Origin of the sequence: Bacillus cereus group sp. BfR-BA-01381, assembly GCF_022663555.1 — a bacterium.
Classification (GTDB): Bacteria; Bacillota; Bacilli; order Bacillales; family Bacillaceae_G; genus Bacillus_A; species Bacillus_A pacificus.
On the sequence record NZ_JAKUFR010000001.1, the window covers coordinates 88,649 to 108,316 of the forward strand.

Genomic DNA, 19,668 nt, shown 5'->3' on the forward strand with positions numbered 1-19,668 from the left:
ACTAAATCTACCATTATCATCAACACGAACCTAGTTATAGGAGTGATACCAATGAAAATCTATGTTGATGCAGATGCTTGCCCTGTAAAAGATGTGATTATTTTTGAAGCTACGAAGGCAGAAATTCCTGTTACCCTCGTTACAAGCTTTTCTCATTATTCTAATGCAGAGCAGCCAAAAGGCGTGGAAACAATTTATGTTGATTCTGGAGCAGATGCTGCGGATTACCGAATTATGCAGTTAGCCCAAAAAGAAGATTTAATCGTAACACAAGATTACGGTCTTGCTTCGCTTGCTTTAGCAAAAGGCTGTATCGTTCTTCATCATAAAGGGTACAAGTATACGAATGAAAACATTGACCAACTATTACAAACACGTTATTTAAGTGCAATGGTTCGAAAAAGCGGTAAGCGTACAAAAGGACCGAAACCATTTACAGCAGAAGATAAAGAGAACTTTAGAGCGCTCTTTAAAAGTATGATCGCACTGTAGAAAACCGTCTATTTGTAGAGAAAGAAAAGAAGAGAATATCCAAATGAACATTCTCTTCTTAAGGCTTACCCGTTTAAAATGAAGGTAAATTATCTAGGTTATTTTCTTTTATTCCATCAGGTTCACTACGTATAATATCTCTGCCATACTTATGAAATACATCCACATGAGCTAACTTCCCTGATTTTGCTTCTTCAAGAGCAGTCATATAATCTAACTCTCTCCCGCTACTTGTTTTAAACGCTATTAAATCCCCATCATCATTTTTACGAACGGCAACAATTTGTTCTGCTTCTGAATTGACTTCATGGTCTACTTCAAATTGAGCTTGCTCTTCTCCTTGATGTAAATAATCATTATACACTTTTTCAAAATCTTTTTTGTCCATTAAACTCACCTCCAAAACATTTTATTAGTATGGTTGGGAGGTATTGGTTTTATGTAATTTTCTCTAAACTTTAGTATTTTCAAATGAAAACATTGTCCCCTCACTATTTGATTGTAAAGTGTATTTTATATCAAACATCTTTGATATATCTTCAATATTTTTCAAACCAAGTCCTGTTCCTTTACTATTTATATCGAACCCAATCCCATTATCTCTAAAATAAACAATATCTTCATCTATAATGATTTTAAGTTTTTTAGCTTTTGAATGTTTAAGGACATTTTGAAAAATATTATCAAATAGCCTTTGAATCCATAACTCATTACTATTCCATATCAACTCTTTATCTTGTGGATTATATACTAATTCAATTTTATGAATGCTATACAAATAGCTCCATTTTTTAATCATATTTTCTATTAAATTATGTATATTCACTTCATCATGCACAATATAAGTATTCTCTAAGGTTTCGGTAGATTGCATATTAAATTCGTTAGTTAAATCACTTATATATTGTATCTGCTCATACAGTGATTCAAGTACTGGTGCTTGTTCCTTGTACTCACCTTCTAAATAATATAATTGTAATCTGACCGCTGTTAAGGGTGTATTAATATCATGCCGTAATTTATTTAATAGTTCCTTTTTTATTTGTTCCTGTTGTTGTAGTTCCAATTCTCGATAAGTTGTTCTTTCTATAAGCAAGTTTACTGATTTAATCAGTTCTCCCATTTCATCATCGCTTTTAACATCTATTATATTAGGGATTTTTTTATCACTCGCTAAATCTCGAATTGTTTGATTTAATATATTAATTTTATTTAATACGGTGTTAATCGACCTTGAAAATACAAAAGCTAATACTAATAGTGATAACAAAAATATGATTAACATAGTAGGATATGCATAGGATTCATGAAAAGGGATGTTCTTATTTTTAGTTTTAAAGACAGCATTATAAATAACTGATACAAAGATACTAATCAACAACAATAACAGTGGTACGCTAATAATAGCGGAGAATAATAGTAACTGATATTTTTTCTTTAAGTTCATTTCTTCATATAGGTATTTAATCTATACCCTTCTCCATATATGTTCTGAATAATATCACCTGTTTTATCATCAATTTTGGTTCTGATTTTCTTTATATGTACGTTCATGATATTTTGATTTCTATCTTCGAGTTGCCATAGGTAATCATAAAAGTGTTCTTTCGATAAAATTCTATCTCTATTTTCATATAAATAGAAGAATATTTTACGTTCAATTGCTGTAAAAGCAACTTCATTACGCAAATCATTAATAAAAACTCTTTTATATTCTGCATCTATAAATACATGGTTAATTTGCGTGAACATACCATATTGATTACCTAACATTTTCTGAATCCTTAACAACAACTCTCTAGGGTCAAAAGGTTTTATCATGTATTCTTCTCCAATAGTTAAACCTTTTAGTTTACTATCCATATCATTCCTTGCTGATAGAAATATAATTGGAATATTTAATCCTAGATTTTTTATTTTCTTTGTAATTTGATAACCATCTTCGCCTGGTAACATAACATCCATTACGACTAAATCTATTTCATGAATTATATCAAGAACTTTCTTTCCCTCTTTCTCCCAATACACATTATACTTCTCACGCTGTAAAATTTTTTGTAATAAATCTCCTATAATTAAATCGTCTTCAACAATTAATATGTTATATACTTTCATTATGTAGACCTTTCATCACTAAAATAACAATTGCTTAGTTCTTCACTACTTTATTCTTAATAAAATCCATAGCAATTTTGTATATTTCATCAGGAGCATATAAATAAATACTATGTGTACCTTCAATTATTTTCACATCAGCTATTAATAACTTGCTAGCAAACTCCTTATAATCTTTGTTTTTTTGCTTTGTATACTTCGAATCTTTATATTGCCTAGCAATCGCATCTATAAATAACATAGGTGTTTCTTTTGGGATCGATAAAGAATTTGATTTTTTACCGTTATTGTAGCTTTGTAAAAGTTCTTGCTTCATATCATCATTAAAAGCCCGCTTATACGTAAGCGCTTTATAAACATCTTTTTCCTGTTCGTTTAAAAAGGATTGACGAATGACTTCGGGATTATAAGTAATAGAGGGAGCTAATCTCTGAAAACCAATTTTCGTTAAAATATTCATCCCTTTTATTTTTAATGAATCAACCATACCTATTTTATTAGTCACGTACTGTTTAGGTAAACCAATATCTAACGCAATAATCCCTTTTACTTCACTTGGATATTTTTGTGCCCAATAAATGGCCTCAATACCCGATAGAGAGTGTGGTACTAAGATGTATGGTGGTTTATTCCCACTTCGAATAAGCGCTTCTCTTGTTTGTTCTAGTATCGTATCAATATCTCTATCATCTTGAAAAACATCACTGTATCCATAACCAGCTCTCTCAATTACAGAAATCTTGTTTTCTTTCGAAAATTTACTGTATAAGCCTTTCAACTCATAAACAGGAGCGGCAATTCCAGATCCGGCCATAAATACAAACGTATCTTCCCCGCTCCCCTCATTATAAACATTCACTTTTTTATTATCGAAATTAACAAGTTCACCTTTATTGTTCATTAATTTCGATTCCATTTTTAATTGACAGTTATGATATATAAATACAGCACCTGTACCAAAGAAAATAATACTAATACACATTAAAAAAATTATTTTCACTAACCTCAATATTTTTTTCATTTGACACCCCTTTCAGCCTATACTAAAAGGGTACAATGTAAAAATAAATTTCTAATAAATTTTTCAAAATTAATATTTATTCTTGGTTTCTAAGGCTGGAGCATTTTTAATACCTACGCAAATCCTTCAAAGTCTCCAATATATCATCCGTAAAGGCTGTACTACCCTCTGTCTCTAAAACTCTGAAATAAAAACTTCTTAAGAAAGTTCTAATATTTTGTACTAAAATAGCATGCTGCGGATGTCGGATATCTTCAACAGTTGCTATACTATGTAGCCAGTTACTCCACTCTTCTTCAGTTAGAAGGCTTTGGTTACGTAATGACATAATTGGCGTTACTAATCTCTCATCCTCAAAGTGTATGTAAACATAGTCATTTAGGCGAACTTTCTGACGAACAGTTGCAAGAATCGCATATGAAAACTCACGATTTTGTATTGTACGTGCTAACGCATCAAGCGCATCCGCTGCATGCGCAGTAGAGTGTGCCCACCCTTTTCCTTCTACATAACCTCTTACATCTTCTTCTAAATATACATATTCCAGCACTTGTTCTGCTACGCTGTACAGTTGTTCTTCTGATAACAACGACTCTCTTTCATGAACAGATAAAATAAGTGGCGGAATTAATACAGAGAACGCACGTTTAAAAACAGAATCTGTTCCCTTTTCACCAATTTTATAAAATAAATAATCAGGACTAATTGCTTGTAACATTAACCCTCGTAATTCTTTTTGTCTAAATACATCATTTGTAATCCATGTGTGAAGCGTACTATAAATTAAATCATCGCGTAATTCAGCATCAGGTGATCCGATATAATCTAACATCCACTGCGCATATGGATATGCATCTACATCTTCTGGTACAGCATAATTATTATTTTTAATTTGTAGTAGTTCTTCTTTTAATTCTAATACTTCATTCATTATATTTTTTCTCCCCTTTTTGCGTTTCTTATTGCCTTATCCCCCGTTTTTCACTTTCTAAAGCTAATATAATTATACGAGAATTATAACTATTAATAAAAGGCTATACATATACTTTTGATTGTGTATTACATTCGCTCTTGAAATATAACTTCTGGATTTGCTAAATCACTATTCCGAAATACAACATCTACACAATCTTTCGGATTATGCTCATCTATATACATCTTACAAGCCGCATGATACCTGTTTAAAAACATTTTTTCAGCTTCTTCATAACTTCCAAAAGCTTCTGTCTCCCGCTTCGCACCACGTTTTCTCGCAATCTCAAAATCTGTATCTACAAAAATTTTGTAATCAAATAAATGCGCAACGTCTTTTTTTAATAGAAACGTTCCATCTACTATGAGTACCATATTGGGTTGAGCGAATATAGGCGTATTATATACAGGAATATCCTTTATTAAGTTATGAGAAATCGTTTCATACTGTAAATTCCCGTTAAGTCCTAAAGGCTTTAATAATCTTTCTTTGAAAGCTGTATAATCGTGTGCATCTTCATAATACCCTTTTGCAGATTCTTTACCTTGGGCATAACGAATCACTTTTGGGTTATGAAAATCATCAATGCTAGCGCGTGTTACTGGTAACCCTCGTTTTTTTATTTCTTCTGCTAATTCGTTTGCAAATGTTGTTTTTCCTGAAGCTGTAATACCGCTTATTCCAACTCTTGTTGGATGAGTTAAGTTTAATTTTAAAATATGATCTACAATTTCTTTAATTTGTTGTTTTCGGTTCATGATATTTCCCCCTTCATTTAGTTTACATAACAAAATTATAATTAACTTTTATGTCACTATTTGTCGGTAAGTCGATATCCTTTGTCGAATCGTCGATATATCAAAAAAATCGTTGATATATTTTAAGTTACGATAGATATATTATGGATTGGTTTACTTCCCCTTAAATCCTCGATACAATGCAGTTCGTAACTCTTGTTTGTATTCTGCAATCTCTGGCATATCAATTTCTTCTGCTAATCGAATTGCCAATTCAATATCATACGGTACACGTACGAGTTGTATGGAAAAGCTCGCTGCTTCTTTTTCATTGTATAGCCCTTCGAATATTAAATAAGAAGCTTGTGTAATTTCAAGCGGATTTCCTACACTACCAGCATTACATAACGTTTTCCCTCTGAAATTTTGAACGAATGCTTGATGAATGTCACCGTAGCAAACGACATCTGGTTTTCTTCCTCCTTCTATATTCTCCGTGAGCTCACTGTTTTCGAACATACTAATTCGCTCTTCTCTTGAAGCGTGTGGTTGAATTCTTTCATATAAACTTCTCGGTGAAGCGTGAAACATTCGAATGAGTTTTCCACTCATATAAAACTCGATTGAAAATGGTAAGCTTCTTAAATAGTCATTTTGTTCTTCCGATAGTTGCTTTTGATGCCATTTTAATGCCTCAAATTCAGTCGGTTTTGTAATAAAATCATCCCAGTTTCCCATTACAACTACTTCACATTCTTTACGAATGATTTCAATTACTTCGCTAGAATGAGGGCCTTTTCCGACTAAATCTCCAAGACAAATTATTCGTTCGATTCCCCTCAATTTAATATCTTGCAGTACCGATTCTAAAGCTGGAATATTACCATGTATATCTGAAATTACCGCAATTTTTTCCATATGTATTCCTCCTTTATTTATTACATTCACTTGATTGATACCATTTTGGAATATAGGATGAAAAATGATTATGATCATCTAAAATTCCGTTTAATCTTTCCTTCATATCATCTACTAAATGCGGCGTGCTTCGGTTTGTCCAAACGATATCCGCTGGGAATGTCATTGCTGCATATAATGAGTACAGTTTCCAAAAATGAAGCGACGGTTCACCTCCGCAATAACCGTGAACTTGTCCAACCGCAAATGGTTTGCTTATTCTTGTAGTAAAAATCGCTACGTTATAAAAATCGTGTATCGGATCTCCAAAATCATATCCACCAAAATCAATAACGATAAATTCCTTATTATGAATCATACTATTTGCTGGATGGAAGTCATCGTGTAAAAATGTGATTGGACGATTTCCCAATAATTGTTTATGCTCCGCTACAAATCTTAATACTGGCTTCAAATCAAGGAAATCTATTTCATAGTTTGCTAACGCTTCTACGTATCTTTCGTATTTATTCCATCGAACCGTTTCCCATTTATCACTTGCACTTTCTCTTTCAATTGAGTGAATTCGCTTTAATACTTCTCCAGCTTTTCTTCCTGCATGATACTGTTCTTCCGCCGATAACTTACTTAAGCCCTCTTCACCATTTACACCTTGGGCCCATTCAAATACTTGAACACATTTATTTAATTCCTCAAGTTTTATGAAGTAAATTAACTTAGGCGTTGGAATATGTAATGACTCTAATTGTTTCATATATGTATATTCTTCTTGTTTACGTTCAAAGTTTACAGCATCACATACTTTCACAAAATATGTTACTCTGTTTTCTAATTTTATTTTATATTTCTCTTCATGTGAAAAACCTTTTGAAATAGCTGTACACTTTACAATACGAGGCCATTCTAGTTTTCTCTCTATCTCTCTAAGCATTTCTTCCACAACGTTCACCTCTATCAATATATGTACAAACTACCTAGTACTTCATGCTCTCGTTTACTTTCACCTTTAAACTCCACTGCAAATGGATTTTCGCCATGATGATTCAATCGTTCTAGCACTAGCCCTTCTCCAATTGGTTCACAAAACTGCACTTGAATGTCGCCAAACGATACACTTTGACATTCCGCATTCCATTCTTCATTTTTAACGATCTGGCTTGCAGTTAGTCCCATTACTTCTTCCCATTTCCGCACTGTTTCTCGAACATTTTTCACTGCGTAATGAACTGTATCAATTTGTTGTACTTTGTTTTTATGCACAGTGATCGTTCCTATGTTACGTAAATCGTTTCTTCTTTCTTCATCCGTTTCATTCCACTGTATAAAGAAAGGTAATTTCGGCCCGTTCTCTTCTTGCTTTACAAATAACATTTTCCACTCTAAAAGGCGACCATCTTTTCTCATTCGTTTCCCTTCAAATGGTCCTATCGTATGTAATCCATGTTTATTAAACTTAACTGCTAGTTCTTCAATTGCATCTGTTCGAATTGCGATTTGTAACATTCCTTCTCCATCTTGTAATTTCACTACCGTTTCTTGTACTAATGGATTGTCTGCTTTCTTCGCTTTTTCTTCATGCTGAACTGCCAAAAATTCTATATATGATAAATCAAAATAACATAAACTATTCCAAGTACCCCAATTTGTATGCTCTCCGCCTAGTACAGTATGAAATCCACGCTCCTGCATTTGTTTTGCTGCTTCCTCCGGTGTACAATGTACTGCGTGAACGAGATGATCAAATCGTAACATGTCTTTCTCCCCTTTCTCTCCATCCTTTTATTGTATATTTTATTTTTATTTCATTCAATTTAAAAAACTTTAAAGCCCAGTTGATTTATACGATTAATATGTATTATAATGAAACAAATTTAATTATTGCTGATTGGAAAAACCAAAGGCACTTTTCTCATACGGGAAAAGTGCCTTTTTCATTTACTATTACAGGGGGATTATTTATGCAGAAATTAATTGTATTTGCTATTATTGGATTTTTCGCTCAATTGATCGATGGAGCACTTGGAATGGCGTACGGTGTAACATCTACCTCACTATTACTAATGTTTGGTATCGCACCAGCTGTCGCTTCCGCTTCTGTTCATTTAGCTGAAGTCGTTACAACCGCAGCATCTGGTGCATCTCACATCAAATTTGGAAATGTTGATAAATATACCGTTTCCAGGCTTACATTACCAGGAGCAATTGGCGCATTTGTGGGGGCATGTTTTTTAAGCAATTTACCTGGGGATGTCATTAAACCGTACATTTCTGTATTTTTATTTACTTTAGGGGTTTATATTTTATTACGATTCATTATTCAAAAACAAGTTATTACTTCAAATAAACGTATGTCGGCTAAACAACTTGTTCCACTTGGCTTATTTGCTGGATTCGTTGATTCAACTGGTGGTGGTGGCTGGGGTCCGATTACGACACCTGTACTTTTAGCAAGAGGAAATGAAGCTAGAAAAGTTATCGGATCTGTAGATACGAGTGAGTTTCCTGTCTCACTCGCTGCAACAATTGGTTTCTTCATCTCACTCGGCTGGGAACAAGTAAGTTGGGTTTGGGTATTTTCGTTAATGCTTGGCGGTATTGTCGCAGCTCCAATCGCTGCATGGTTAGTGCGCATCGTTCCTTCTCATTTACTTGGCGTATTAGTTGGTGGCCTTATTATCTTTACAAACATTCGTACACTACTTACTACATTTAAAGTGGATCCAACTATTATTTCACTTTCTTACGTGGCAATTGGTCTTGTCGTTATTATTTCTATTTTCATTGCTGTTCGCAATCATTCCAATCGTTCTAACACACCGACAACTGGATATCCGAATGATCAAAAACAAATGCTTCCATAACAATAAAAATACCGCCCGATATACTTCGAGCGGTATTTTTTATTTTTCTAATTTCCAATTAATCATCGTTTCTGTAGTACCCATTCTCTTCATATGTAATTTCTCTAATACCCGAATGGAGCTTTCATTTTCAAGAAGTGTCTCCGCAATAATCATTTCTACCTCTCCAGTTTGAAAAGCCCAATTTATTAGTTCGCTTACAGCTTCTGTCGCATACCCTTTATTCCAATATTTCTCAATAAAACCGTAACCAACTTCTACTGTATGTTCCTCATTTGGTTTCCCTTTAAACCCTATATCGCCTAGAACGATGTCATCTTCTTTTCGAATGACATACCAGGCGCCCCAAGGTAATAAATCCTTATCCTGTTTTACATTTTCTACATGCCCTACAATATGCGGACCACTATTATATCCTTGCTCGTTAGCAACGTGTATACTCTCTTCTGTACAAGGCACTATATAAAGCCTTTCTGTCTCTAATTTCATTTTGATTTCCCCTTTTTACTTAAACGTTACTCTAATTATAACAAAAAATATGACTTTATTATGAATGTCGAATTATATTTTCTGAATTTTCTTTTAATTTTGAAGGGTTTTTCAATATTTTTTGCGAAACATTTGTATAACAATTTTTTCTTTGCTTATTGTTACATAATAGTAGGTTCGGGTGGAGTTTTGCAAGCGTTTCCTATACAATAACCGATATTTTTTGATTTTTTCCTACAAAATATCTTGCAATATATTCAGAAAGTCATTACAATTGCCATATATTAAAAATCTTAGCAATATATAAATCCTCATCAATCCGATGAGGTAGAGGTTGCGACTTTTAATAGTAAAACGGACGAGACACAGAGAATGTCTTAGACTCCGTTTGAAAGGAAAAGTTGCCGAAGTTTATATTTCTTCTCTGGAAATATGAGCTGGGGCTGTCTCCGAAAGGAACAGAACTGTCACGTTTACAAAATTACCGTGTAAACGTGGGGTGCTATCTTAACGGAAGGGTATGATGGGGTGGTTATTTGTGAAACGTTCCGCCAAATTCCTTTGGCGGTTTTTTGTATTTTTCTCCCCCGCTCCTTCCTATCTTACAAGAAAAGGAGTGTTGAACATGAATAGCGCAACGAATCAAGCTACCTCTAAAACAGAAACTACAAAAGGAAAAGGTGAATTAAGACGCGGTCTAAAATCAAGGCACCTTACGATGATTTCTCTCGGCGGTACAATTGGTACCGGACTATTTCTTGCCAGCGGTGGTGTCATCCATTCAGCTGGACCTGGTGGCGCATTAATTGCATACGCCGCAATTGGAATTATGGTTTACTTTTTAATGACAAGCCTAGCTGAACTCGCAGCTTACATGCCTGTTACTGGATCTTTTAGCACGTACGCAACAAAATTTGTTGATCCATCACTTGGCTTTGCACTCGGATGGAACTATTGGTATAACTGGGCAATTACTATCGCTGCTGAACTAGCGGCGGTAACATTAATTATGAAATTTTGGTTCCCTGATACCCCTTCTCTTATTTGGAGCGGATTATGTTTAGCTATTATTTTCCTTTTAAACTACTTATCTGTTAAAGGGTTTGGTGAATCTGAATATTGGTTCGCACTTATTAAAGTAGTTACTATTATTATCTTTTTAATTGTCGGTTTCATGATGATTTTCGGAATTATGGGCGGCGAAACTGTTGGCTTCAAAAACTTCACTGTTGCAGATGCACCATTTAACGGTGGTATTATGGCAATTATTGGCGTATTTATGGCAGCTGGTTTCTCCTTCCAAGGAACTGAATTACTTGGGGTAGCTGCTGGTGAAACTTCTGATCCAGAGCGTAATATTCCGAAAGCAATTCGTTCAATTTTCTGGCGTATTCTTTTATTCTATATCCTTGCCATTCTCGTTATCGGTTTATTAATTCCTTATACAACTGAAAGCCTTGCAGCAAGTGATGTAACAGTAAGTCCATTTACACTTATTTTTGAAAAAGCGGGCGTTGCCTTCGCTGCTTCTGTTATGAACGCTGTTATTTTAACGGCAGTACTGTCTGCTGGTAACTCTGGTATGTATGCTTCAACTCGTATGCTTTGGGATTTAGCTCGCCAAGGAAAAGCACCAAAGTTTCTTGGTAAATTAGATAGCCGCGGTGTACCTGTTAACGCATTAATCGTAACATCGATTGTCGGTAGTATCGCTTTCATTGCTTCTCTATTCGGTGACGGCGTTGTATACATTTGGTTATTAAATGCATCAGGAATGTCTGGCTTTATCGCTTGGGTTGGAATCGCAATTAGTCATTACCGTTTCCGTAAAGCATATATTGCACAAGGAAAAGATTTAAATGACTTACCTTATAGAGCAAAATGGTTCCCGTTCGGACCAATTTTCGCATTTACACTTTGTATCATCGTAATTTTAGGACAAAACTACGGGGCATTTATGGGTGAGTCAATCGACTGGAACGGCGTACTCGTTTCTTACATCGGTTTACCACTCTTCTTAGTACTATGGTTAGGATATAAATTTACGAAAAAAACAAAAGTGATTCCACTTGATAAATGTGAACTGAAATAAAGGGAGACGAGCAAACATATTTGTTTGCTCGTTTTTTATTGCAAACCTCTTTGCTTCCCTATTGCCCCTGTTTTTGCAATAATAAAGAAAATATAAATAAAGGTTGGGATACCATGAACATTCGCATTACTGATGAAGCAAAAGCAGCTATACATAGATTAGAACGTGAAGACAAAAAGATCATTCGCATTAGAGGGACAATGACAAACTCTTGTAGTATATTCGTTGATGTCGATTTAATTTGGGATACATATGTTGCAGATGATGTTGTATATGAAGATGCAGACCTTATCGTACAAATGGATTCATTTACGAAAGACTACACTGGTGATACGGTGAAGCTTGATTATAAAACGACAGGTTTTAGTATTACGACTCCGAGTGAGACTTTAGTTTATGGGTTGTCGATTAAAAAATAAAGATTGTTTTTATTTGACCGCCGGGGTAAAAAAACGAGTTGAGAACGGTAATAAAAAATGATACTTTACCAAAGGATTTTTGTTTTTGAGTATTTTAAACAAAAAGTCCTTATACTTCAAAAATGAAGTATAAGGACTTTTTCTCTCCCAAACATTATCCTTTCCTTAAAATATTTTGAAACATTTCCGGCCTATTTCGTTCAAAACTTTCTATTACTCCTTTTCCAAATATCGTTATACTCTTCTCCCAAGGATGACCTAAATAACCCCACTTAAAGTCCTTCTGAATAAAAAAGTAGTAATCTCCATTCGGAAATATTGGTATAATCCACTCATCAAATTCATTTCTTTCAAACTCTAAGTGAGGATTCACCCAATAACACTCATGTTGCCAATCTAGTGCCATTATATATTCATTCGATGCTGTATTTTCCTTAAACACTTGTAACGCTTTATCTTCCAAATCGTCATACACATCTAAATCTACCGATTCTCCAAAGTAATGAGAAATATTATATGTAATAAAAGGACTTGGCACCTTAAATGATGGAAATGTAGAAACACTTGGCGAAAACTCAAGTTCACTATATAACTTGTTCCAAATTCGATCATCCTCTTTGTCTGTAAACTCCATCCAGTTCTTCATTAAACAACACCTTCCCATGTAAGTTCAAAGGATTTTCACTCTATAATGCCGAATATATAAATAACCATTCTCAAAAGGAGCGAATGTATATGAATCTATTCGAACATGAAACGTAAAACCGCTTCTCTTTCATAAGAGGTCCTCCCTTTTTCCTTTCTCATCATATCATTCATTTATGAAATAGGAGGACAAATTTATGAAACGTGATCCATTATTATTAACTTTATTAGAAAGTGCAAATACAAACTTTAGCAGCTGGGATTTTCTTTCATTTCAGAAACGGGCCGAATGAAGAGCGAGCCTTTATCATGGTCGTATGGTAGCACTGCTTATCAGCTTATGCAACGTGCTAAATCAATGCTCGATATGGGTACTGGCGGCGGAGAGTTTTTATCTATGTTACAACCATTCCCGCCAACTATTTATGCGACTGAAGGTTATGCTCCAAATGTGCCAATTGCTCGAAAGAAATTAGAGCCTTTAGGGGTTACCGTTTTAGAAGTAACTGATGATACTGCATTACCATTTCAAGATGGGCAGTTTGATTTCATTATGAATCAACATGAATCCTATTCTGCTTCTGAGGTAAATAGAATACTTTCTCCTAATGGAACATTTCTTACACAACAAGTCGGTGGTCTCGATTGTGCGGAACTAAATGAGCAGTTTAACGCACCGCTAAATAACGAATTTGCAAGTTGGTCTCTTGAAACAGCATGTAGTGAGTTAAAGGAAAATGGATTTACTATTTTAGAAGCAAAAGAAGAGTTTCCTTTCCAACGCTTTTACGATGTTGGTGCTATTGTCTATTATTTAAAAGCGATTCCGTGGCAAATTCCTGATTTTACTGTCGAAAGGTATTATGAGGAATTATATCGTATACATGAAGTCATCTTACAAAAAGGGTATTTTGATGTGACGCAACATCGTTTTCTGATTAAGGCGATTCGCAGTTAATCATGGAGCATATGAAAAAGAGATGGATCTACCATCTCTTTTTTATTTTCACTCAATATTTTCTACAGTTAAATACTTCGTTTCACAGTAATAGCCTTTGCCACCAACATAAACCTTTTCTATTTTATTCTTGCTATCGGTTGCTAATTTAACTAATATTTCAGAAGGCGAGTGTAGAGAATAACCTTGTTCAAATACATAGACTTCTTTTTGTAAGTATTGCTGTTCATAAAGGTAGCAAGCTAATGCACCGTTTGAAGTTCCAGTGGCTGCTTCTTCATTGATATCATATAGTGGAGCAAAGTTTCTGCATATTATTCGATTGTCATTAAAAGTATATAGGTGCATCCCGACAACATTATAATACTTGCTGATTTCTTTAATTTTTTCAAAATTAGGTTGCAATGTATGTAATTGTGTTTCGCTTTTTATAGGAATTAAAATATCTTTTAAGCCCGTGGAGACAATTTGAATTGGGTATGTATTGTCTATAGCTTTACTATCAAAACAGTCAATGAACTCGTTTGGAGATATAACATCATAGAATATCGGTTCGTTTTGTTCCATGAATATGATGTCATCTTTTATGGTAATAGTAAGAACACCGCTGTTCGTTTCAATCGTATAGCGATTCTTAAAAAGTTTATTTACATGCATCAGTATCGCGAAAGAGCCAATTGTGGCATGCCCACATAAATCAACTTCCTCTTTTGGTGTAAAATACTCAATTTTATAATCCGCAATTTCAGATTCTGATATAAATGCGGTTTCCGCATAGCCCAGTTGTTTGGCTATTGCCATTTTTTGAGTAGTGGTCAATATATTCTCCATAAATACCACTCCTGCTTTATTTCCACCTTTATGATCCTTGCTAAATGCACTTGCAACATAAACGGATATTTTCATAAGACACCTTCCTCCCTTATAGTAAATTGTAGCATAGAACGTACTACATATATATATTGTTGGATAAATTCGCCATAAAGCAAAAGACAAACTATTTTTTAGCATCTAAACTCTCCAAAAATGTTGTCTACAACCTGAGAGATGGGTCTACATCTCTTTTTTCCCGTTTATTTTTAAAAATTTTGTGGTGGTTTCTAGATTGTTAAGTACGTCCACGTCTTGCAATCACATCAGCTTAATTACATAATGATTGTTATTTCTATTTGATGAGAAGTAGTACCCCTCCCCATCTTTTGCATTACTCATTATACTTTGACCATCCACTTCTATTTTACTAATCTCATTTCCTTTCTTATCATATGCATATATGTAACCACCGGCTTTCATTGCATTTGAATAGGATACGAGGTAATCTACTTTTTGAATGTCTTTAAGTTCTGTATCACTTTTAGAACAGGCTACAAAAAGGAACATCGTACATATGACGATTATGACCAATGAATTGTATTTCTGGAACATATCATCACCTCACATATATAATGAAAGCAATCAGCATAAAAATACTGATTGCTCTTTAAAATATTTTATCAATTAGAGTATGAAAGTGATTTTTTTATATACCGTTTGTTTACATCATCTTCTGGCAAAAATGAAGTTGTGTAATTAATAATATTCCGGTTATCATATGTGAATATATGCTCTAACTTATTTTCTTCTGTTAATACTATCGGTAAATATTTTGGTAAATTGCTAACTACACCTCTATTATCCTTATTTAATATCCAATCAATTTCTTTCCATTCTAATAATCCTTCCGCCGTACTTACTGGTGTGTCCATATGTACTCCAGCTGGCAGGTCAGCAAGGAATACGTACATTCCTTCACGCCCCTGAGGCTCGTCCTTACTTTTAAAAACTACATTCCCTTTATACGTTACACTTGGAAGATCTATGCCTGTTTCCTCAAGCGTTTCTCTAATTATTCCTTCATATGGTGTTTCATTGTCTTCAATTTTTCCACCAACACCATTCCACATTCCCATATTCGGCTTTTTGTTTCTATTCAATAAGAGTATTTTCTTTCCCTTTTTAATGAAACAAATTGTGTACTTATACATACGTTCATCTCCTTTCCTTTTCCCCTCATTTACAGATTTAAACTGTAACTTCCTGCAAAAAGTTTTTTATTATACAAACAATTGGTTTTTAATGAGGTATTTTGCTCAATTTTATTAAAAAACATTCTCCTTACAATTATATTTCACATAATATATTGTACAACTTTCGTTTCAGAAAGGAGTGTTCAAAATCGATAACATAAGCAGCGAATTTTTAAAACAATTTTACGATAGTCGAGTCTGGTTATATGATACACATTGGCTTGGAGTCCCCATTCTCAAACTTCCTTCTGATCTTTTTTTGTATCAAGAAATGATTTACGAATTAAAACCCGACTTAATTATTGAATGTGGCACTTGTTATGGTGGTAGTGCACTATATTTAGCTTCTATATTAGATTTAATTGGAAAAGGTCACGTTCTTACTATCGATATATTTCCACAACCAAATCGTCCATCCCATGATCGCATTACGTATTTAACAGCTTCCTCTGTTTCAGTAACCGCTGTGCAAACAATATTAAGTATGCGCAAACCTAATGATGTAATTTTAGTTATTTTAGATTCTGATCATAGTAAAGAGCATGTAGCAAAAGAATTGTTGCTTTATAAATCTATCGTTACTAAAGGCAGTTATATTATCGTAGAAGATACATCTATTAATGGAAATCCTGTTTCTCCCGATTGGGGGCCTGGTCCAATGGAAGCAGTTGAAGAGTTTTTAGCTAAAAATAACAATTTCATAATCGATGAATCTAAGCATAAGTTTTTCATATCCTTTAACCCAAAAGGTTTTTTAAAAAAGATAAAGTGAAACGTTAATAAGTGGGGTTTGGTAACTCCCCACTTATTTGATAATCTTCATTTTTGAAAAAGGATAATATACAAATTCCACTTTTCCTATTATATTATCTTCTTCAATATACCCTAAGCCGTTTCGACTATCTCTACTAAGTTCACGATTATCTCCCATTACAAATAACTTATTTGGCGGGATTTTTGTCTTTTGAAAGTTATAAAACACTTGCGTATTATTGAACAAATCTTTATTTGTATACGGTTCTTCTTGTTTTTTATCATTCACATATACGAATCCATTCGTTATGTTAATTACGTCACCTGGAAGTCCTATTACTCGTTTCACATAATATTTTGATTCATCCTCTTCCTTTATAATGACAATTTCTCCATGCTCTAAATCGGAAAAGTGTACCGCTGCTTTATTTACAAATACGTAGTCTTCTTCATATAAAGTCGGTTGCATCGATTTCCCTTCCACTTTACATAAAGTAAAAGAATGATAGGCTACGACCAAAACAAACACGAAGAGTATGTATTTCCCCCAACCTCTCTTAATCTCCTGTTTCATATCCATTCCCACCTTATTCAAACGCTTTTTAAATCAAAAAATATATCACTGCACCATAAGTCTCAATGCAGTGATATTATTTTTACTGGGCCTTGTTCGGCTGCTCTACTGGGACTGGATTTCCACCCGATCTTTTCGTTTTCAATTCAAAATACGCATCCAAAATCTCTTTACCAATCGCGGAATTAATTCCTGATTTGTCATCATTTACCCATGGTACAACAACTGAAAAAGCTACTTCTGGATCAGCATCATATGGTGCATAACCGGCAAGAGTTAAATTATAACATTTTTTTCTATTATTGTTTTCATCTCTTCCAATTTCACTTTCTCCACCATACACGGTTTCAGCTGTTCCTGTTTTTCCAGCTGGTTTATATGGTAATCCTTTAAACGTTGCAGTACCAGTTCCGTCATTCTCTTGAAAAACTCTTCTAAATCCTTCTTTTACATGATTAATGTATGAGGTGTTCATATCCACTCGATTTAAAATAACTGGCTCAATAGACCGAATAACTTTTCCAACACCCTCTGGTCTATGTGGTTGCTCTCTCACTTCTTGCACAATTTGCGGTTTCATTCGGTAACCACCGTTTGCAATTGTTGAAATATATTGAGCAAGTTGAAGCGGCGTATATGTATCGTATTGTCCAATCGCATAATCGAGTAAAAAACCAGGTATGTTATCTGTTCTACCCATTTGACCAATCGATTCATTCGGCAAATCAATACCAGTCGGTACACCTAAGCCAAACTGTCTAAAATAGTAACGCATTTTATTAAATGTCTCTTGTTTAATGTCTAATGGATTGTTTGGCACATAATTTATACCTGCCATTTTTAAAGCCGTGTTAAACATATAAACGTTTGATGAAACTTGTAAAGCTCTTAAATCATCAATATCACCAAATTCTTTCCACGATTTCTTCGGCTTGGAGCTTCCTTTAAAATACATTGGTGCATCAAAGAAATGCGTATACGGCTTAATTGTGTCAGTTTGATAACCGGCTAATAACGTGGCCCCTTTCACAGTTGACCCTAACTCATAAGAACTTGTCATCGTTCCTAAAGCGTAGTCTTCTATTTGCATCCCGCCATCTTTATTTACAATTTTCTTTCCTGCCATCGATAAAATTTGACCGTTTTTCGGGTTCATCATTACAACGAATGCACGATCCATCATCGGCTCTGCAGAATGAAATGCTCGTAAATTCTTTTCAAGACTTTGCTCTACTTTTTTCTGTAATTCCATATCCACTGTTAACATTAAATTATTTCCACTTTTTCCTTCGGTCACTTTTTCATTTCGAATCACATTCCCTGTTTTATCTGTAATACTTCTAGTCTGTTCTTTCGTTCCATGGAGTGCATCTTCATATTGTTTTTCAATGTAACTCTTACCAATACGATCATTTCTGTTATAATCACGTACTAAGTAATAATCTAATTGTTCTCTTGGCAATCCTTCATTTTCAGTAGAAACGCTACCAAGGATAGAACGAAGTATTTTATCATTTGGGTATTCACGTTCCCAGTCTACTGTCGTATCTACTCCAGGCAAGCTTGCCAATCTTTCACTTACGACTGCATATTCATTTTGACTTACATCTTTTTTAACGATTTGCGGCGTCATTTTATATCCCGCATTCATTTTGCTTTTAATTGCTAATACTTCTAAATCCTCTTTTGAAAGTTCGCTTAATTCTTCTTGTGTAATTCTTTCCCTACGTAACTCTTCAACTTTTTTATCTAATTCTTTCCCTTCTATCTCCTGCTTCCTAAATTTACTCTCATCTTCTTTCGTTACTTTTGCTGCTGCCCGCTTTTCATTTAACTGCATCCAAAAATCTTTTTTATCTGTTTCTGTTAACTTGTCTATATCCTCTGGCGACATTTCAATTAACTGGGCTAAGTTTCTTGCTACTTGTAAAACTTCTTTCGAGTCTACTCCTTTCATTTTTGTATATGTAACGGTTCGTAGTGGTTTGTTATTTACAATCACCTGACCTTGTCGATCAAACATTTTCCCTCTAGGAACAGGTGTACTTACCGTTACATCTTCCTTTTTGTTCACTTCATTTCTATACGTTTCTCCATCAATGATCTGTACTTTACCTAATTGAATTATAATAGCTGAAAATAAAAGAAAGACGATAAAGAATAGTACATTTAACCGAAAAGGAATATGAGTCTTTTTCTTTTTCGATTGTTTCTTCTGCTCCTTTTTCTGTCTCATTTCGCTCCCTCGCTTCATTCTATTAACATTTCTACGGAAAATCATTATGTATCAAATTTATTTATATGATATATATAGAATTTTATATTAATTACAAAAGAAATAAAAGATTTAATTTTCAGTTTTTTAATTTTATATCCTATTTATTACCATTCCCTTATTAAGGAATAACATGAATGTTATTCTAAAAGAAAGGTTGCATACTTAAAACGAAATAGAACCTTTACAACAGCTACATATTAACTTACTTTATGACGACTGTGTATTCGTTAAAAATAATACTACTTCTTACTCTGCTATTTTGCCTACGAAACACTTT

General features: G+C 34.0%; 20 protein-coding genes, 2 pseudogenes and 1 riboswitch. Of the genes and pseudogenes, 6 read left to right on the forward strand and 16 right to left on the reverse strand.

Annotation, left to right across the window (positions count from 1 at the left end):
• The first annotated feature begins 51 nt into the window (after nucleotides 1–51).
• Nucleotides 52–492 carry a YaiI/YqxD family protein gene (locus MR079_RS00435; protein ID WP_242293280.1) on the forward strand — a complete coding sequence of 147 codons (441 nt, stop codon included), beginning with the start codon at nucleotides 52–54 and terminating at the stop codon, nucleotides 490–492.
• A 73-nt stretch (nucleotides 493–565) separates the two neighbouring features.
• Here the strand turns inward: MR079_RS00435 and MR079_RS00440 are convergent, their stop codons facing one another.
• The 9 genes from MR079_RS00440 to MR079_RS00480 all read right to left on the reverse strand — a co-directional run bounded on the left by MR079_RS00440 (nucleotide 566) and on the right by MR079_RS00480 (nucleotide 8,008).
• Entirely contained in the window at nucleotides 566–880 is a 315-nt protein-coding gene (locus MR079_RS00440) for a DUF3892 domain-containing protein (protein WP_000358165.1), read from the reverse strand.
• A 63-nt stretch (nucleotides 881–943) separates the two neighbouring features.
• Nucleotides 944–1,939: a sensor histidine kinase gene (locus MR079_RS00445; RefSeq protein ID WP_196470632.1), complete on the reverse strand. Its 996-nt coding sequence runs from the start codon at nucleotides 1,937–1,939 to the stop codon at nucleotides 944–946.
• Entirely contained in the window at nucleotides 1,936–2,607 is a 672-nt protein-coding gene (locus tag MR079_RS00450) for a response regulator transcription factor (RefSeq protein WP_134197792.1), read from the reverse strand. The genes MR079_RS00445 and MR079_RS00450 overlap by 4 nt, the downstream gene beginning before the upstream one ends.
• Before the next feature lie 34 nt (nucleotides 2,608–2,641).
• Nucleotides 2,642–3,628 carry an alpha/beta fold hydrolase gene (locus MR079_RS00455; RefSeq protein ID WP_000722773.1) on the reverse strand — a complete coding sequence of 329 codons (987 nt, stop codon included), beginning with the start codon at nucleotides 3,626–3,628 and terminating at the stop codon, nucleotides 2,642–2,644.
• A 106-nt stretch (nucleotides 3,629–3,734) separates the two neighbouring features.
• A complete protein-coding gene (locus MR079_RS00460; RefSeq protein WP_242293281.1) occupies nucleotides 3,735–4,559 on the reverse strand; it encodes a DUF2785 domain-containing protein in 825 nt (274 codons plus the stop codon).
• Between the two features lie 128 nt (nucleotides 4,560–4,687).
• Nucleotides 4,688–5,359 carry a nucleoside/nucleotide kinase family protein gene (locus tag MR079_RS00465; RefSeq protein WP_242293282.1) on the reverse strand — a complete coding sequence of 224 codons (672 nt, stop codon included), beginning with the start codon at nucleotides 5,357–5,359 and terminating at the stop codon, nucleotides 4,688–4,690.
• Between the two features lie 153 nt (nucleotides 5,360–5,512).
• Nucleotides 5,513–6,256, reverse strand: a complete 744-nt coding sequence (locus MR079_RS00470; protein ID WP_242293283.1) for a metallophosphoesterase family protein — start codon at nucleotides 6,254–6,256, stop codon at nucleotides 5,513–5,515.
• 13 nt (nucleotides 6,257–6,269) lie between these two features.
• The gene (locus MR079_RS00475) at nucleotides 6,270–7,196 is read right to left on the reverse strand and encodes an aminoglycoside phosphotransferase family protein (protein ID WP_242293284.1); all 927 of its coding nucleotides are present in this window, start codon (nucleotides 7,194–7,196) and stop codon (nucleotides 6,270–6,272) included.
• A gap of 14 nt (nucleotides 7,197–7,210) precedes the next feature.
• A complete protein-coding gene (locus MR079_RS00480; RefSeq protein ID WP_242293285.1) occupies nucleotides 7,211–8,008 on the reverse strand; it encodes a VOC family protein in 798 nt (265 codons plus the stop codon).
• 98 nt (nucleotides 8,009–8,106) lie between these two features.
• On the opposite strand from MR079_RS00480, the gene MR079_RS00485 reads away from it, so the two are divergent.
• Nucleotides 8,107–9,117, forward strand: a complete 1,011-nt coding sequence (locus tag MR079_RS00485) for a sulfite exporter TauE/SafE family protein (RefSeq protein WP_029141140.1) — start codon at nucleotides 8,107–8,109, stop codon at nucleotides 9,115–9,117.
• Nucleotides 9,118–9,156: 39 nt separating this feature from the next.
• Here MR079_RS00485 and MR079_RS00490 read toward each other — a convergent pair whose 3' ends face one another.
• Nucleotides 9,157–9,606 carry a GNAT family N-acetyltransferase gene (locus tag MR079_RS00490; RefSeq protein ID WP_242293286.1) on the reverse strand — a complete coding sequence of 150 codons (450 nt, stop codon included), beginning with the start codon at nucleotides 9,604–9,606 and terminating at the stop codon, nucleotides 9,157–9,159.
• 320 nt (nucleotides 9,607–9,926) lie between these two features.
• A riboswitch (Lysine riboswitch) is annotated at nucleotides 9,927–10,119 on the forward strand.
• A 112-nt stretch (nucleotides 10,120–10,231) separates the two neighbouring features.
• On the opposite strand from MR079_RS00490, the gene MR079_RS00495 reads away from it, so the two are divergent.
• Entirely contained in the window at nucleotides 10,232–11,698 is a 1,467-nt protein-coding gene (locus tag MR079_RS00495; protein ID WP_139865997.1) for an amino acid permease, read from the forward strand.
• 113 nt (nucleotides 11,699–11,811) lie between these two features.
• Nucleotides 11,812–12,117 (forward strand): iron-sulfur cluster biosynthesis family protein, encoded by a 306-nt coding sequence (locus MR079_RS00500; protein WP_001026181.1) that lies wholly within the window; start codon nucleotides 11,812–11,814, stop codon nucleotides 12,115–12,117.
• A gap of 154 nt (nucleotides 12,118–12,271) precedes the next feature.
• On the opposite strand, the gene MR079_RS00505 is transcribed toward MR079_RS00500, so the two are convergent.
• Entirely contained in the window at nucleotides 12,272–12,763 is a 492-nt protein-coding gene (locus MR079_RS00505; RefSeq protein ID WP_242293287.1) for a DUF2716 domain-containing protein, read from the reverse strand.
• 196 nt (nucleotides 12,764–12,959) lie between these two features.
• Here MR079_RS00505 and MR079_RS00510 point away from each other — a divergent pair.
• Nucleotides 12,960–13,720 (forward strand): annotated as a pseudogene (locus MR079_RS00510) (class I SAM-dependent methyltransferase).
• 48 nt (nucleotides 13,721–13,768) lie between these two features.
• Here MR079_RS00510 and MR079_RS00515 read toward each other — a convergent pair.
• The 3 genes and pseudogenes from MR079_RS00515 to MR079_RS00525 form a co-directional block, all read right to left on the reverse strand.
• Entirely contained in the window at nucleotides 13,769–14,626 is an 858-nt protein-coding gene (locus tag MR079_RS00515; RefSeq protein ID WP_242293288.1) for a PhzF family phenazine biosynthesis protein, read from the reverse strand.
• A gap of 237 nt (nucleotides 14,627–14,863) precedes the next feature.
• Nucleotides 14,864–15,145, reverse strand: a pseudogene (locus MR079_RS00520) (hypothetical protein); the annotation flags it as partial.
• A 68-nt stretch (nucleotides 15,146–15,213) separates the two neighbouring features.
• On the reverse strand, nucleotides 15,214–15,744 hold the full coding sequence (locus MR079_RS00525) for an NUDIX hydrolase (protein WP_139866003.1): 531 nt from the start codon (nucleotides 15,742–15,744) through the stop codon (nucleotides 15,214–15,216).
• A 181-nt stretch (nucleotides 15,745–15,925) separates the two neighbouring features.
• Between MR079_RS00525 and MR079_RS00530 the strand changes: the two genes are divergently transcribed.
• Complete coding sequence (locus tag MR079_RS00530) at nucleotides 15,926–16,558, forward strand: CmcI family methyltransferase (protein WP_139866004.1); 633 nt, start codon at nucleotides 15,926–15,928, stop codon at nucleotides 16,556–16,558.
• A gap of 33 nt (nucleotides 16,559–16,591) precedes the next feature.
• On the opposite strand, the gene lepB is transcribed toward MR079_RS00530, so the two are convergent.
• Entirely contained in the window at nucleotides 16,592–17,113 is a 522-nt protein-coding gene (gene lepB / locus MR079_RS00535; RefSeq protein WP_139866005.1) for a signal peptidase I, read from the reverse strand.
• Between the two features lie 82 nt (nucleotides 17,114–17,195).
• Nucleotides 17,196–19,349 (reverse strand): peptidoglycan D,D-transpeptidase FtsI family protein, encoded by a 2,154-nt coding sequence (locus MR079_RS00540; protein WP_139866006.1) that lies wholly within the window; start codon nucleotides 19,347–19,349, stop codon nucleotides 17,196–17,198.
• Between the last annotated feature and the right edge of the window lie 319 nt (nucleotides 19,350–19,668).